Consider the following 13,725-nt stretch of genomic DNA (forward strand, 5'->3'; position numbering starts at 1 on the left):
TCCCGTCAACCTATGGTTGACGGGAGGCTTCGCGGCGGCCCCGCTTGCCCAGCGGGGTCTGCGACAGGTCGACCGCCTGGGACGTGAGGTTCTTGTACGCGTAGCCGCGTGCCGTCAGCCAGGCCACCGCCGCCGCCTCCGCGCGGGCCGTGACCGCCGGGATGTCGCGCTCGTCGTCGACCGTCCCGGCGTACCGGAAGGTGAAGAACGGCCTGGCCGCGATGTCGTAGGTCAGCGACCCCTCGGCCGTGAAAGCCGCGTAGGCGACGTCGTGGCGGTCGGCGTCGGCGAGCAGGCCGGCGCGCTGCGCGTCGGTGAGGGCGTCGAACGCGCCGCGGACGGTGACCCGGATCGTGCGTGAGCTCATGCCGCGACGGTAGAGGCCCGGCCCGCGCCGGACATCTCATTTACCGCCGGGCGTGGCGGCGGCCGGGCCGAAAGCGGTCAGGAACCGGTCGCGGAACCGGTCCATCGGCCACACCGGGGCGCCCGGGCCGGGCTTCAGACCGGAATTCCAGCCCCAGGAGGTGATCCGGTCCAGGACCGCCGGGTCGTGGGCGATGACGGTCACCGGCACGTCGCGGCTCGCCCTGTCGCCGACGATGATCGGGGGCGGCTGGTGGTCGCCGAGCAGGACCATCACCAGGTTGTCGTCGCCGTACGTGCGGATCCAGGACAGCAGCGTGCCGATCGAGTAGACCACCGAGTCGGCGTAGTTGGCGCGCACCCGGGCGGGGTCCTTCCACACCTCCTCGGCGAACGGGCCGCGCTGCCACTGCGCCTGGTACATCGAGCCGTCGCCGAGCTCGTCCCAGCCGACCGCCTGCGGGATCGGCGCCCACGGCATGTGGCTGGACACCAGGGTGATCTCGGCCATGATCGGGGCGCGGCCGGGGCGGGCGTACTCCTGGTCGGTGAACGCCTTGAGGGTGAACTGGTCGGGGACGGGACCCCAGCCGAAGATCGGGCCGTGGTAGCCGAGGGTGTGGGAGTCGTACACCTTCTCGTAGCCGTAGAACTGCGCCTCGGGCCACGCGTACGTGACGCCGGGCTCGACGCCGACGGTCGTCCACGCCTGGGTGCGGTGGAACGCGCTGGTCAGGGTGAGCCGGTCGCCGGAGACGAGCTTGCGGTAGCGCTGCTCGTTGTCGATCCACACCCCGGACTGGAACGTCGCGTGGGCCAGCCAGCTGCCGCCGCCCGCGGTCGGGGAGGTCAGGAAGCCGCTGCGGGAGCCGTAGCCGGCCGCGTCCAGCTGCCGGGTGCCGTCGGCGAGCATCGCGGTGATCCGCTTGTTCAGCACCGGGTCCTCGATCGCCGAGCGGCCGTAGCTCTCCACGAACGCGAAGATCACGTCCTTGCCGCGCAGCCCGGCCAGCAGCGAGGCCGGCGGGGCGTCGCGGAACGCGTCGGCGGCCTCCTGGGCGACGAACTCGTGCCGGTCCCGCACGGCGGCGGGGACCTTGAGCACGTTGTCGCGGGCGAGCAGGGCGGCGCTGTCGGAGGCCACGTACACGCCGGGGACCAGGGAGGCGCCCAGCACGGCCAGGACCAGCCAGGCGACGGCCGCGACCCCGGTGGTGGCGCGCGCCGCGTCCCGGTGCCGGGACGCGACCGCGGCGAGCCGCCGTACGGCGAACAGCATGCCGGCCGGCACACTCACCGCGAGCAGCACCGCCCCGGCGACCGCGCCGAACGCGGCGGCGGAGCCGGAGGACCCCTTGACGTAGCGGTAGCCGTCGGCGAGCAGCGGCCAGTCGAGGACCGGGTCGAACGGCCGGGACAGCGCCGCCTGGAACCCCATGTCGATGATCTTCAGGACGGTCAGCACCCCGAGCACGGCGCCGAGCACCGTCGCGGTGACGGTCCGGGCCCGCGGCGGCAGCACCAGCAGGATCGCGGCGGCGACCAGCGCTTCCAGGGGTACGCGGACGAGCGTCGCCCACGGCGACGAGCCGGCCGGCAGGCGCAGCACCTGATCGGGCACCACCAGGGCGAGGAAGACGACGAGGGCGGCCAGCCCGGTCAGGACCCACCCGGCCGCGCGGCGCGGACGAGACACATCGCGGATCCTACGCTTCACCTCAGCCCCTCATCGGCCCGCTCCGGCCGCGCTGCCCACGGTACTCGCTCGGCGTCAGGCCGTGTTCGGAGCGGAACTGACGGTTGAAGTTCGACAGGTTGCTGTAGCCGCTGGACCGGGCCACCTCGGTGATCGGGTCGTCGGTGAACTCGAGCAGCTGCCGCGCCTTGGCCAGCCGCAACTTGCGCAGGGTGTCGCTGAAGGACTGGCCGGTGGCCCGCGCGAAGTAGCGGGAGAAGCCGGACTGCGACATCCCGACCCGGGCGGCGATCGCGGTGAGCCGGACCGTGCCGTGGAGGTTGGTGAAGACCTCCCGCATCGCGATGTCCACGATCCGCGCCGCCTCGCCGTCGCTGGGTGGCGCGATCCCGGGGCTGGCCAGCAGCTCGCACTCGTGCGGCGGGGCGTCGGCGAGGCTGTGCAGCAGGGCGGTGATGTGGTGCAGCCGTTCCAGGCCCGAGCAGCGGCCGACCGCGAGCAGCGCCTCGGTGGCCCGCGCCGCCGCCGCGCCGGTGTACTCGATGCCGCGCGCGGAGCGGGCCAGCAGCGGCTCGAGCGTGGCCAGCTCGGGGATCAGCGCCTGGGCGTCGCGGACCCACTGGGGATGGAACTGGAACACGACGTCGCGGTCGGCGATGTGCTCCCCCGGCCCGGCGTCGCTGATCCAGTTGTGCGGCAGGTTCGAGCCGACCAGCACGAGCTGGCCCGGCGAGTAGCGGCCGATCCGGTCGCCGACGATGTACCAGCCGGAGCCGTACTGCAGCAGGTGGACCTCCAGCTCGGGGTGGTGGTTCCAGCGCGCGACCGGGTCCGGGTAGCCGTGCATCAGCCAGCGGCCGGTCTGATCCGGTACGGCCGGGATGATCTCGCGCGTCGCGTTCTGCCGGACCAGCCGCCGGGCGCGTTCGGCGTGCGGATGGGCGGGGGTGTGCAGGGACATCGATCCTCCGGGGTCCACGCCACTCGTGCATATAAGTACAAGAAGGTGTGATCTGAGGCACTAGTTCGTCGGGCAACGCTCATTTAACTTCGCGGTAACCAGCATGACTACCAGACAGGTGATGCGGAATGGCGTTCTCGACTGATGCTTTCAGCCGCCGGCAGCTTCTCTGGGGCGGGGCCTCGATCGCCGCGGCCCTCGCCCTGCCGGGGTGCTCCTCCGGCGGCGGGACCGACACTCCCAAGGGCTCCGCGGGCGGCGGCGACCCCTGGAAGCAGTTCACCGGCACCACGATCAACTTCATCTCGGAGAACACGTCGCCCTCGGCGGCCATCGCGGCCAACCTCGCCCCGTTCGAGCAGCTGACCGGCATCACGGTCAAGGTCCAGCAGATGGAGCTGGACAAGGTCGTGGAGAAGTGCAAACTCGACTTCTCCTCGGGTACGGCGCAGAACCACGTCATCTACGCGGACCCGTACCAGATCCTCGCGCCCATGGCCGACGGGCTGGCCGACCTGCGCCCGCTGCTCGACAGCGGCAACTACCCCGGCGTCGAGGGCGGCCTGGACGACTTCATCAGCACCCAGTTGCAGGCGACCGGGACGTTCATCGACGACAAGAAGGTCTTCGCGCTGCCGTACGACGCACCGACGATGATCATGCACTACCGCCGGGACCTGTTCGAGAAGTACGGCGACCGCGCCCGCGCCGACCTCGGCTTCGACCCGACCCCCTCGGACGCCATGACCTGGCAGCAGTACCTCGCGGTCGCCCGGTGGTTCAACCAGAACGCGCGGAAGGACGTCAAGTACGGCATCGGCGCGCAGGCCAAGCAGCACGACTCCCTGCAATGCGACTTCTCCAACGTGCTGTGGGCGTTCGGCGGCGACTACTTCGAGAAGGGTCAGAGCCTCGGCCTCCGGGGCTCCGACGACCCCGGCGCCGTGACCGTCGGCTCGGCCGCCGGCGTCGCCGCGGCGACCTTCTACCGCGAGCTGCTCTCCGCCGCGCACCCGTCGTCGACCACCTGGGACTGGACCGGCCTCGCCGACGCGTTCGTCGCCGGCGAGATCGCGATGTGCCCCAACTGGCACGAGTTCGCCGCCGGCGAGGAGAAGGCCTTCCCCGGCAAGGTCGGGTACGCCCTGCTGCCCAAGGGCCCGTCGCGCCGCGCGCACATCTTCGGCGGCACCGGCATCGGCATCAACGCCAACGCGAAGGGCGACGAGCTCGGCGCGGCGTGGCTGTTCGTCAACTGGGCCACCTCGCCGCAGACCCAGCTGATGAGCCTGGGCTCCAAGGTCGGCGGCGGCACGCCCACCCGTACGTCGGTCTACGGGCTGCCCGAGGTCAAGGCCGAGGAGGGCCGCAGCCCGTCGAAGTTCCCGAACATCCGCACCGCGCAGACCGTGCTCAAGGCCTGGCAGCCGGAGAACATCGGCCTGCGCCCCAAGGTCTCCCAGTGGGTCGAGCTCGACACCATCATCTTCACCGAGCTGTCCAAGATGCTCACCCAGAACGCCGACCCGGCCGCGACCATGGCCGCCATCCAGCAGCAGATGCAGAAGGCGATGCAGTGAGCGTCGGCATCTCGAAGGCACCGCCGGCGACGGCCGTCGCGCCGTCCCCGGCGGACCGGCGGCCGCGGCGCACCCGGCGCCGCCGCCCGCCGCGCGGCCTCAAGACGTTCGAGTTCGCGATGATGGCCCCGGCGCTGACCCTGCTCAGCGTCCTGTCCTGGATTCCGTTCGTCATCCTCGTCGCGATGAGCTTCGCCAAGGTCCGCACCCTCGGCGGTGTCTCGCTCACCTTCACCGGGCTCGACAACTGGACGGCGGTGCTCGGCGACCCCGCCGTCTGGGCCTCCTGGTGGCGGTCGCTGATCTACTTCGTCTCCATCGTCGCGCTCGAGATGCTGCTCGGGCTCGGCGCGGCGCTCGTGCTGCACCGGCTGCTGCGCGGACGCTCGCTCGTGCTGTCCATCGTGCTGCTGCCGATGTTCCTCGCCCCGGTCATGGTCGGGCTCCTGGGCCGGTTCATGCTCGACTCCACCATCGGCCTGTACGCCCAGCTCCTGCAGGCCGCCGGCCTGGACGCGGACCTGCTCGCGTCGCCGGCGACCGCGCTGCCGGTCGTCGCCTCGATCGACGTCTGGCAGTGGACCCCGCTGGTCGCGCTGATCCTGCTCGCCGGGCTCTCCTCGGTGCCGCCGTCGACGCTGGAGGCCGCGACCGTCGACGGTGCCGGCTACTTCCGCACGCTCGTCAGCATCACGCTGCCGCAGATGCGCCCGATCATCCTGGTGGCGCTGCTCGTGCGGTCGATGGACGCGATCCGCTACTTCGACATCGTCACCGCCACCACGAACGGCGGCCCGGCCGACGCCACCAAGATCATCCCGCTGAAGCTGTACGAGTACGCGTTCCGCTTCAACAACCAGCTCGGCAAGGCCGCGGTGCTGGGCCTGACCATGCTGGCGTTCTCCATCGTCCTCGCCCGCCTGTTCCTGCGGTTCTTCGGCGAGCGCACCGCCGGCCCGACCCAAGGAGGTGACGCGTGACGACCACCGCCCGGCACTCCGGGTCCCGCCCGGCGACGCGCGTGCTCGTACCCGCGCTGGCCCTGCTCCTGGCCCTGTGGGCGGCGGTGCCGCTGCTCTGGATGCTCATCACCGCGTTCAAGCCCGGCACCGCGATCCGCACCAGCGACGTGACGCTGAGCTTCGCGCCCACCCTGGACAACTTCCGCAACCTGTTCCTCGGCGGCAACCGGGCCGGCACGTTCCTGCTCAACAGCCTGCTCGTCACCGGCGTCTCGACCGTCATCGCCGTGACCCTCGGCTGCATGGCGGGCTACGGCCTGGCCCACTGGGTGTCGCGGTACCGCACCGACGTGGCGTTCTGGGTGCTGTCCACCCGGATGGCACCCATCGCCGCCGTGATCGTCCCGCTGTTCGTCATGTTCCGCTCCGCCGGGCTGGTCGACACCATCCCCGGCCTGGTCCTGGCCCACCTCAGCTTCAACCTGCCGTTCGCCGTCTGGCTGATGTCGGCCTTCTTCGGGCGCGTACCCGCCTCGGTCGAGGAGGCGGCGCTGCTCGACGGCTGCACCAAATGGCGGCGCTTCCTGACCGTCTCGCTGCCGATGGCCCGCCCCGGCGTGGTCACCACGGCCGTGCTCTGCATGGTGTTCAGCTGGAACGACTACGCCTTCTCGTCGGCGCTCAGCGGCCCCGACACCGCCACGCTGCCGCAGGCCGCCGGGGCGCTGGTCACCCAGAGCGGCATCGACTGGGGGCTGCTCTGCGCCCTGGGCGTGGTCGTCGCGGTGCCCATGCTGGTCGCCGGCCTGGCCGTACGCCGCCACCTCGTCACCGGGCTGTCCCTGGGCGCCGTCACCGGCGAATGACCCCGGCCCCCGATCCGTCCACGGAGGAACCCCCATGCGTGTCGCCCTGCTGCGTGAACCCGGCGAACTCGTCGTCACCGAGCGCCCCGCCCCGCAACCGCCCGCCGGGCACGTCCTGATCCGCGTGTCCGCGGTCGGGGTGTGCGGCTCGGACACCCACTACTTCGACCACGGCCGCATCGGCGACTTCGTGGTGGAATCCCCGCTCGTGCTCGGCCACGAGGCCGCCGGCGTCGTCGAGGCCGTCGGCGAGGGCGTGACCGCCCTGCGCCCCGGCCGGCGCGTGTCGATCGAACCGGGCGTGCCGGACTTCACCTGCGAACAGTGCCTCGCCGGGCGGTACAACCTCTGCCCCGGCATGCGCTTCTTCGCCACCCCGCCGATCGACGGGGCGTTCGCCGAGTACGTCACCGTGCACGAGGCGTTCGCCCATCCCGTACCGGACGAGCTCAGCGACGACGCGGCCGCGCTGCTGGAACCGCTGTCCGTCGCCGTCTGGGCCTGCCGCAAGGCGCGGGTCGGGCCGGGTGACCGGGTGCTCGTCACCGGCGCCGGCCCCGTCGGGCTCTTGGCGCTGCAGACCGCCCGGGCCTTCGGCGCCACCGACGTCACCGTGCAGGACATCAACCCCGACAGGCTGGCTGTCGCCCGTACGCTGGGCGCCGACCGTACCCGCGACGCCCGCGAACCGTGGCCGGCCGGCGAGACCCGGCCCCCGACGGTCCTGCTCGAATGCTCGGGCGCCGCGGTGGCCGCGGCGGGCGGCATCCGGGCCCTGGACCGCGCCGGACGCGCCGTGCTGATCGGCATGGGCGCCGCCGACATCCCCCTGCCCGTGTCGGTCATCCAGCAGCGGGAACTCACGGTCACCGGCACCTTCCGGTACGCCGGCACCTGGCCCGCCGCGATCGCCCTGGCCGCCTCCGGCCGGGTGAACCTCGACGCCCTGGTCACCGGCCACTACGACCTCGCCGACGCCCGCCACGCCCTGACCGCGGCCCGCGACGTACCCGGCTCGGTGAAGGTCATCGTGCGCCCCCACGGAGCGTGAGACCCCCCGCCTCGCTCGCGGCCCGTATTGCGCCGGCGGTCTACAGTGCGCGCCGTGATCAGGCGGATGGTCCTCGCGGGAGCTCTGCTCGCGGGAGCGGGAGGATGCTCGGGCCCGGACGCGGGCGGCGGCGGCGACCCCACCCCGGACCTCCCGCCGGCCACCGCGCAGCAGCGGGTGCGCGAGCACGCCGACCGGGTCGCCGCGATCGCCCGGATCCCCCTGGACGCCCCCGAGGAGGAGCGCCTCACCTGCCCGGGCCAGATCAGCGACTTCCCGGACGACGAGCTCTACCGGATGCAGGGCACCTACCGCCTGCCGATCGCCGCCGCCGAGGAGAAGGCCACGTACGCCCGCCTGACCGGGCACTGGAAGGCTGCCGGTCTCACCCCGAGGACCGGCGACGACCCGTGGGTCAAGGGCCCCTGGGCCGGACCCGCCGACCTCAAGATCGATCTTCTGGACGGCCACACCGTCGCCCTGGCCCGCACGACGGACACCACCGTCCGGATGATCGTCTGGACCCAGTGCCTGCACGAAACGGACCAGGGGGCCGCGTGAACGGCCGGTAATCGGTTGCCGGAGGCGGCGCCGGTCGGTACAAAGCGGGCATGGACCCGCACGATCGGATCGCCGCCCTCGTCGCCCAGGCCGGCTACGGCACCGGCGACGCCGTCGTGGCCGGGCTACGGCGGGGCACCGATCCGCCGGTCATCGTGGCCCAGGGAATCCCGGCCGACACGGTTCTCTACACCGCGTCGCTGTCCAAGCAGGTCACGGCCGCCTGCGCGGCGCTGCTCGTCACCCGGGGCCGGCTGGACGCCGAGTCGGCCCTGGGTGAGTGGATGCCCGAGCTGCCGGCCTGGGCCGACGGCATCCGGGTGCGGCACCTGATCCACCACACCAGCGGGCTGCCCGAGGGCGTCGAATTCGACGAACTGCACGCGGCCGGGCTCGACCGCACCTCCGCCGGCATCATCCAGGCACTCAGCCGCACCGACCGGCTCATGACCGCACCCGGCACCACCTTCCGATACTGCAATTCCGGGTACGTGTGCCTGGCCGCCGTCGTCGAACGCGCCGCGGGCCGGCCCCTCCCCGACTTCGCACGGGAGCAGGTGTTCGAGCCGCTCGGGATGCCCGCCACCCGCTTCTGGCCCGGCCCGCAACCCCATCCCCCGGGCGCCGCACCGACCGGCGCGGGGTACCCGGCGCCGTTGTCGCTCGGCGACGGCGGAATGTGGTCGACCGCCCCGGACCTGCTGCGCTGGAACGACGCGATGTCCCGCGACGAGCTGGGCGTCGCGGCACTCGTCCAGTCGCCGGGGGAACTCGGCGACTACGCCTGGGGGATCGACGTCCGGACGTACGCGGGCACCCGGGTCTACCGGCACGGCGGCCTGTGGGCCGGGCTGAGCGCGCAACTCGTCCGCATCCCCGGCGCCGGCGGGTTCGTCGTGCTCGCCCTCGACATCGACGAGGACCGTACGGCAGGGCTGGCCGGAGCCCTGATCGCGGACCTACTTCCCGGCGCGTAGCCCGGCGTGCATCTCCCACGGTGCCTGTGGCAGCACGCTGCCGGTCTCCAGCAGGGACTTGAGGTTCGCCATCACCGCGGGCCACCCCGCCGAGACGGCCTCGACGTCCTCGTCGGACGCCAGGTTCACGTGCGTGACGGTCAGCCGGACGATGTCGCCGTAGGGCTCGATGAGGAACGTGACCGTGGAGGCGTCGGGCCCGGCCGCGGCGTCCACCTCGCCGAACGTCATGACCAGGCGCCGCGGCGGGTCGACCTCAATCACCACCCCGCCGGCGTCGGCGATGCCGGAACCGTCGGTGCGCCGATGCTCCCAGCGGGATCCGGGCCTCCAGTCGGAAACGTTGCGGTGTCCCCAGTACGCACCGGTCAGGTCGGCGTCGGTCAGCGCCTCCCAGACCCGTTCCGGGGTGGCGTGGATGTAGGTCACGTACACGTAGGTGGGCTTGGGGGTGCTCATGTGCGGCTCCTCTGCGTTTCGCCGGATCTCGTCGAGGACGCCCAGCCGCGGCTCCTCGAACGGGGCGATCCATCGCTGCTGCAACTCACGGATGGGGACAGGGTTGAGGTAGTGCCACTTCTCGCGGCCGTGGCGGACGACGCTGACCAGGTTGGCGTCCTGGAGCACGCCCAGGTGCTGGGTGGCGGACTGCCGGGTCATGGCCAGCCGCGCGCAGAGCCGGCTCAGGGTCTGGCCGTCCTCGTGGCGCAGGCTGTCGAGCAACTGCCGGCGGGTCGGATCGGCGAGCGCCCGGAACACGTCGTCCATGACGCATTATGCAGGCAGCCGCCTGCATAATGTCAATCGGCGCGCGGCAGCCCCGCCAGGGTGGTGTCGACGATCGCCGTCAGGGTGGTCTCGTCATGCCTGCCTTGCCGAGCGCCTCGATGCCGCGGTGCTCGGCCATCAGCAGAGCCGACCGCTGCCAGCCCTCGTCCCGGGCTGCGGGAACCACGTCGAGAGCGAGCAGCTCGATCTGCCGCAGGTAGCCCTGCGCGCTGAGTCCAGTCTGGCCAGGGGCCTCCGACTTTCGCACGCTGCTACACCATAACTGTCATTATGGTGTAGCGACGTTTTGTACCATTTTTGGATTACTGGATTGCCGTTAATAGCAATCCAGTAATTAACGCAGGCGGCGCGCGCGGCTGGATCGCTGCCGGCTCGGCGGCAGCGGTGCTCGGCGTTCGCGATCGGGTTCTAACACCTGGGGGAGCACGTCATGATCGTTATTACCGGGGCCACCGGCGCGCTCAACGGCGCTACCGTCGGTCATCTGCTCGGGCTCGTGCCCGCCACTGACCTCGCCGTCGTGGCGCGCGACGTCAGTAAGGCGCAGCATTTCGCCGAGCTCGGGGTCGCCGTGCGCCACGGCGACTACGCCGACCCCCGCTCCCTGCCGGACGCGTTCGCCGGCGCCGATCAGCTGTTGCTCGTGTCGTCGAACGATCCGGGTGCCGACGCGGTGAGCCTGCACCGGGCGGCGATCGATGCGGCCGTCACCGCCGGCGTCGGGCGGATCCTCTACACGAGTCATCAGAACGCCGATCCGGCCTCGCCCTTCAAGCCGGGCCGGGACCATGCCGCGACCGAGCGGCTGCTCGCCGGGTCGGGGGTCGCCTGGACGGCGCTGCGCAACGGTTTCTACCTGCACAGCATCGACTGGCTGGCGGGGCCGTGGCGGGAGACCGGTGTCATCACGGTGCCGGGGGACGGGCCGGTGTCGTGGACGGCGCGGGACGACGCCGCCGAGGCCGCCGCGCTCATCGTCGCGTCCGGCGGCGGGTACGACGGTCCGGTGACGCTCACCGCGGGCGAGGCGCCGACGTTCGGTGTCCTCGCCCGGATCGCGTCCGAGGTCACCGGCCGCACGATCACGCTGGAGGTCGTGGGCGACGAGGAGTGGCTGGCGGCCCAGAGCACGCCGGAGCCGCTTGCGCGCTTCACGCTCGGCTTCTACCAGGCGGCGCGGCGCGGGGACTTCGCCGGTGTCGATCCGCTGCTCGGCAAGCTTCTCGGCCGGGAACCGCGGACGGTGCGGGAGCAGCTCGCCGCCTAGGGTGAGGCCCGTGGAGCACTCGTCGTCGTTCGGCCGCATCCGGGCGTTCCTGGCGAACCGGCCGGAGACCGCCGCCGGCGGGTTCACCCTTGCCGATGCTGACCTGTGTGCACCGCACCGCCGTTACCAGTCCGTGATCCGAGGTGGAGAACTGGTCCGCCGCCGCGCGCATCGCACCTCATGAACCGACTGCGAGAAGGGTTGCACGATGCGACGCACGATCATGATTTTCGCGGCGACGGCCGCCATCGCCCTGCTTCCGGGCTGCGCCGGCGGGCCGGAACGGGTGAACGGCCGGGCCGAACCGGCCGGGCTCGTCTCCCCCACTCCCTCGGCCCCGGCCCCCGTCCGTACGCCGTCGGCGACACCGCCGTCATCGACGCCGCCGGCGACGCAGACCACCCGTTCCCGTACGCCGGAGACTCCGGTGTTCGGGCCGACCGGCTGGGACGGGCTGAGGATCGGGATGACCGTCAAGGCCGCGAACGCGACCGGCCGGATCTCCGCACCGGTACGGCCCGGCTGCGGCACGGCACCGATGAAGGGCGCGGCCCGCGGCACCGAGGACGTCATCTTCTCCTCGGGCAAGGGCCTGATCCTGATCCCCGCGTACGGCGATGCCGCCACGCCCGAGGGCATCCGGGTCGGCAGCACCTTCGCCCGGCTGACGAGGGCCTACCCGGACTTCTCCGCCCACCTGGAGGGCGAGGAGTTCACCGGCACCGGGACGGTGTTCGGCGGGAAGGAGGACGGGCACCCGGGTGTCCACTACCGGTTCGACGTACGCGACAACAAGGTCGCCCGGATGGCGCTCGAGCACGACCACCAGGACTGCTACGAGTGAGCGTCAGCTCAGCCGGGCGACCCGGCCGATCTCCAGGGCCGCCCACACCGTCCCGTCCGGGGTGACCGCGATGCCGTGCGGTTCGCCGCGCGGCGTCAGCAGATTCCATCCGCTGACCGTGCCGTCGCCGTCGATGTGACCGATCCGGTTGGTGGCCCACTCGGTGAAGTACACGTCGCCCGGCCCGGCGGCGGTGACGGCGTGCGGCCGGGCGGCGCGGTCGGCGAGCGGGAACTCGTCGACCGTGCCGTCGGTCGTGATCCGGCCGATCTGGCCGGCGCCGATCTCGGCGAACCAGATCGCCTCGCCGTCGCTGGTGATCCCGACCGGTGCGGCACCCGGCGTGGGCAGGTCGAAGATGCGGACCTCGCCGTCGGTGGTGATCCGGCCGATGGCGTTGGCCTGGTTGAGCGCGAACCACAGCGCGCCGTCCGGGCCGGCGGTGAGCGCGGACGGGAACGCCTTCGCGACGGGCAGCGGGAATTCGGTGACGTCGCCGTCGAGCGTGATCCGCCCGATCCGGTCGGCGTTGAGCTGGGTGAACCAGAGCGCGCCGTCGGAGCCGGCGGCGATCCCGTACGGGCCCGACCCGGGGTCCGGTAGGGCGAACTCGCTCAGCCGCCCGCCGAGGCTGAGGCGTCCGATCCGGCCGTCCTGCGTACGCGTGAACCAGAGCGCGCTGTCCGGCCCGGTCGTGATGAGCGCGGGCTGGGCGGCCGGTGCCCCCAGATCGAAGATCTCGACGTCGCCGCGCGCGTCGACCCGGGCGATCTCACCGCTGTGCGTGAAGGTCACCCACAGCGCCCGGTCCGGGCCGACAGTCATCCCGTACGGGCCCGCTGCGTCATCCGCGATCACGATCTCCTGCATCCGCACACGACGACCCTGCCGTCACGGGTACCGGCCCGCAACCCCTTTGGACGGCTTCCCACTCATCGAGTGCGGCACGCACGGCGGCGGGACCGGCGTTCAGCAGCGGCAGGCGTACGTCCGGGGTCGGAATGCGGCCGTGCGCGTGCAGCACGGCCTTGATCACCGTCGGGTTGGGCTGCGCGAACAGCGCGAGCGACAGCGGCACGAGCCGGTTGCCGAGCGCGCGGGCGCGGGCCGGGTCGCCGTCGCGCCAGGCGCCGGCGAGCTCGGCGAACCGGGCGGTGTGCAGGTGCGCCGAGGCCAGGATGCCGCCGTGCGCACCCAGCGCGAGCAGCGGCGACACGAACGCGTCGTCGCCGCCGAGGATCGCGTGGCCGCCGGGCGGGCCGGCCAGCAGCGCCACGGTGTCGGCGTCGATGGCGCCGGTGGCCAGCTTCACCCCGGCGACGCCGTCCAGCGCCGCGATCCGGCGCAGCGCCGTGGCGCTCAGCGTCTGACCGCTGCGGTACGGCACGTGGTAGACGATCAAGGGCACCGGGCTGCGCCGGGCGTACGCGCGGAAGTAGGCGACGACGCCCTCCTCGCCGGGCCGCACGAACGGTGGCACCAGCACCAGCTCGGCCGCCGCGCCGTCCGGTACGGGCCCGCCCGCGATCAGCGGCGCGCCCCGCTCACGGCACACCCGGGCGACGACCTCGGTGACCCGGCGCCGCTCACTCCCGGTGAGCGAACCCGGCTCGCCGGTGGTCCCCAGCGCGACCAGCCCGCGCGCGCCGTCGTCGAGCACCTCGTGGGCGAGCCGTTCGAGCGCGTCGAGAGCGACCGTCCCGTCCACCGCGAACGGGGTGACGAGCGGCACGAACACACCGGAGAAAGTCATGCCCCGACCCTCCCCCGCGCCCACCATCAGGTCCAGTTCACATTTGTACGGT

At 72.3% G+C, this 13,725-nt stretch carries 15 protein-coding genes; 8 read left to right on the plus strand and 7 right to left on the minus strand.

Features of this window, described 5'->3' with window-relative positions; all coding sequences use genetic code 11:
• Positions 1–10 precede the first annotated feature (10 nt).
• From CLV70_RS00110 to CLV70_RS00120, 3 genes are read right to left on the minus strand one after another with little or no spacing between them, the layout of a single operon-like run.
• Positions 11–367: a DUF6204 family protein gene (locus CLV70_RS00110; protein ID WP_106124247.1), complete on the minus strand. Its 357-nt coding sequence runs from the start codon at positions 365–367 to the stop codon at positions 11–13.
• Between the two features lie 36 nt (positions 368–403).
• Positions 404–2,062, minus strand: coding sequence for an LTA synthase family protein (locus tag CLV70_RS00115; RefSeq protein WP_106124248.1), 1,659 nt, complete (start codon positions 2,060–2,062; stop codon positions 404–406).
• A 22-nt stretch (positions 2,063–2,084) separates the two neighbouring features.
• Complete coding sequence (locus CLV70_RS00120; protein WP_106124249.1) at positions 2,085–3,023, minus strand: helix-turn-helix domain-containing protein; 939 nt, start codon at positions 3,021–3,023, stop codon at positions 2,085–2,087.
• Between the two features lie 128 nt (positions 3,024–3,151).
• Between CLV70_RS00120 and CLV70_RS00125 the strand changes: the two genes are divergently transcribed.
• From CLV70_RS00125 to CLV70_RS00150, 6 genes are read left to right on the plus strand one after another with little or no spacing between them, the layout of a single operon-like run.
• Entirely contained in the window at positions 3,152–4,603 is a 1,452-nt protein-coding gene (locus CLV70_RS00125) for an extracellular solute-binding protein (RefSeq protein ID WP_106124250.1), read from the plus strand.
• Positions 4,600–5,583: a carbohydrate ABC transporter permease gene (locus tag CLV70_RS00130; protein ID WP_211303585.1), complete on the plus strand. Its 984-nt coding sequence runs from the start codon at positions 4,600–4,602 to the stop codon at positions 5,581–5,583. Before CLV70_RS00125 ends, CLV70_RS00130 begins: the two co-directional genes overlap by 4 nt.
• Positions 5,580–6,431, plus strand: coding sequence for a carbohydrate ABC transporter permease (locus tag CLV70_RS00135; protein ID WP_211303586.1), 852 nt, complete (start codon positions 5,580–5,582; stop codon positions 6,429–6,431). The genes CLV70_RS00130 and CLV70_RS00135 overlap by 4 nt, the downstream gene beginning before the upstream one ends.
• A 34-nt stretch (positions 6,432–6,465) precedes the next feature.
• Positions 6,466–7,482, plus strand: a complete 1,017-nt coding sequence (locus tag CLV70_RS00140) for an NAD(P)-dependent alcohol dehydrogenase (RefSeq protein ID WP_106124251.1) — start codon at positions 6,466–6,468, stop codon at positions 7,480–7,482.
• Positions 7,483–7,536: 54 nt separating this feature from the next.
• Positions 7,537–8,043, plus strand: a complete 507-nt coding sequence (locus tag CLV70_RS00145; protein WP_146163906.1) for a hypothetical protein — start codon at positions 7,537–7,539, stop codon at positions 8,041–8,043.
• A gap of 50 nt (positions 8,044–8,093) precedes the next feature.
• Complete coding sequence (locus CLV70_RS00150) at positions 8,094–9,020, plus strand: serine hydrolase domain-containing protein (RefSeq protein ID WP_106124253.1); 927 nt, start codon at positions 8,094–8,096, stop codon at positions 9,018–9,020.
• Here the strand turns inward: CLV70_RS00150 and CLV70_RS00155 are convergent.
• Positions 9,003–9,788 (minus strand): ArsR/SmtB family transcription factor, encoded by a 786-nt coding sequence (locus CLV70_RS00155; RefSeq protein ID WP_106124254.1) that lies wholly within the window; start codon positions 9,786–9,788, stop codon positions 9,003–9,005. The two genes, CLV70_RS00150 and CLV70_RS00155, sit on opposite strands and share 18 nt — an antisense overlap.
• Positions 9,789–9,867: 79 nt before the next feature.
• Positions 9,868–10,056 carry a hypothetical protein gene (locus tag CLV70_RS00160; RefSeq protein WP_106124255.1) on the minus strand — a complete coding sequence of 63 codons (189 nt, stop codon included), beginning with the start codon at positions 10,054–10,056 and terminating at the stop codon, positions 9,868–9,870.
• Positions 10,057–10,239: 183 nt separating this feature from the next.
• Here CLV70_RS00160 and CLV70_RS00165 point away from each other — a divergent pair, with 183 nt between their 5' ends.
• Together CLV70_RS00165 and CLV70_RS00170 are read left to right on the plus strand one after the other, a co-directional pair.
• On the plus strand, positions 10,240–11,076 hold the full coding sequence (locus tag CLV70_RS00165) for an NmrA family NAD(P)-binding protein (RefSeq protein ID WP_106124256.1): 837 nt from the start codon (positions 10,240–10,242) through the stop codon (positions 11,074–11,076).
• Between the two features lie 208 nt (positions 11,077–11,284).
• Positions 11,285–11,920 carry a hypothetical protein gene (locus CLV70_RS00170; protein ID WP_146163907.1) on the plus strand — a complete coding sequence of 212 codons (636 nt, stop codon included), beginning with the start codon at positions 11,285–11,287 and terminating at the stop codon, positions 11,918–11,920.
• 3 nt (positions 11,921–11,923) lie between these two features.
• Here CLV70_RS00170 and CLV70_RS00175 read toward each other — a convergent pair whose 3' ends face one another.
• Together CLV70_RS00175 and CLV70_RS00180 are read right to left on the minus strand one after the other, a co-directional pair.
• A complete protein-coding gene (locus CLV70_RS00175) occupies positions 11,924–12,778 on the minus strand; it encodes a Vgb family protein (protein ID WP_245907931.1) in 855 nt (284 codons plus the stop codon).
• Positions 12,765–13,673, minus strand: a complete 909-nt coding sequence (locus CLV70_RS00180; protein ID WP_106124259.1) for a dihydrodipicolinate synthase family protein — start codon at positions 13,671–13,673, stop codon at positions 12,765–12,767. Before CLV70_RS00180 ends, CLV70_RS00175 begins: the two co-directional genes overlap by 14 nt.
• Positions 13,674–13,725 lie beyond the last annotated feature (52 nt).

This window comes from Pseudosporangium ferrugineum, assembly GCF_003002065.1.
GTDB classification, from domain to species: domain Bacteria; phylum Actinomycetota; class Actinomycetes; order Mycobacteriales; family Micromonosporaceae; genus Actinoplanes; species Actinoplanes ferrugineus_A.

Coding starts and splice junctions, on each gene's coding strand:
- CLV70_RS00110 (WP_106124247.1), bottom strand. CDS start 367: ATGAGCTCACGCACGATCCGGGTCACCGTCCGCGGCGCGTTCGACGCC.
- CLV70_RS00120 (WP_106124249.1), bottom strand. CDS start 3,023: ATGTCCCTGCACACCCCCGCCCATCCGCACGCCGAACGCGCCCGGCGG.
- CLV70_RS00125 (WP_106124250.1), top strand. CDS start 3,152: ATGGCGTTCTCGACTGATGCTTTCAGCCGCCGGCAGCTTCTCTGGGGC.
- CLV70_RS00140 (WP_106124251.1), top strand. CDS start 6,466: ATGCGTGTCGCCCTGCTGCGTGAACCCGGCGAACTCGTCGTCACCGAG.
- CLV70_RS00150 (WP_106124253.1), top strand. CDS start 8,094: ATGGACCCGCACGATCGGATCGCCGCCCTCGTCGCCCAGGCCGGCTAC.
- CLV70_RS00155 (WP_106124254.1), bottom strand. CDS start 9,788: ATGGACGACGTGTTCCGGGCGCTCGCCGATCCGACCCGCCGGCAGTTG.
- CLV70_RS00165 (WP_106124256.1), top strand. CDS start 10,240: ATGATCGTTATTACCGGGGCCACCGGCGCGCTCAACGGCGCTACCGTC.
- CLV70_RS00170 (WP_146163907.1), top strand. CDS start 11,285: ATGCGACGCACGATCATGATTTTCGCGGCGACGGCCGCCATCGCCCTG.
- CLV70_RS00180 (WP_106124259.1), bottom strand. CDS start 13,673: ATGACTTTCTCCGGTGTGTTCGTGCCGCTCGTCACCCCGTTCGCGGTG.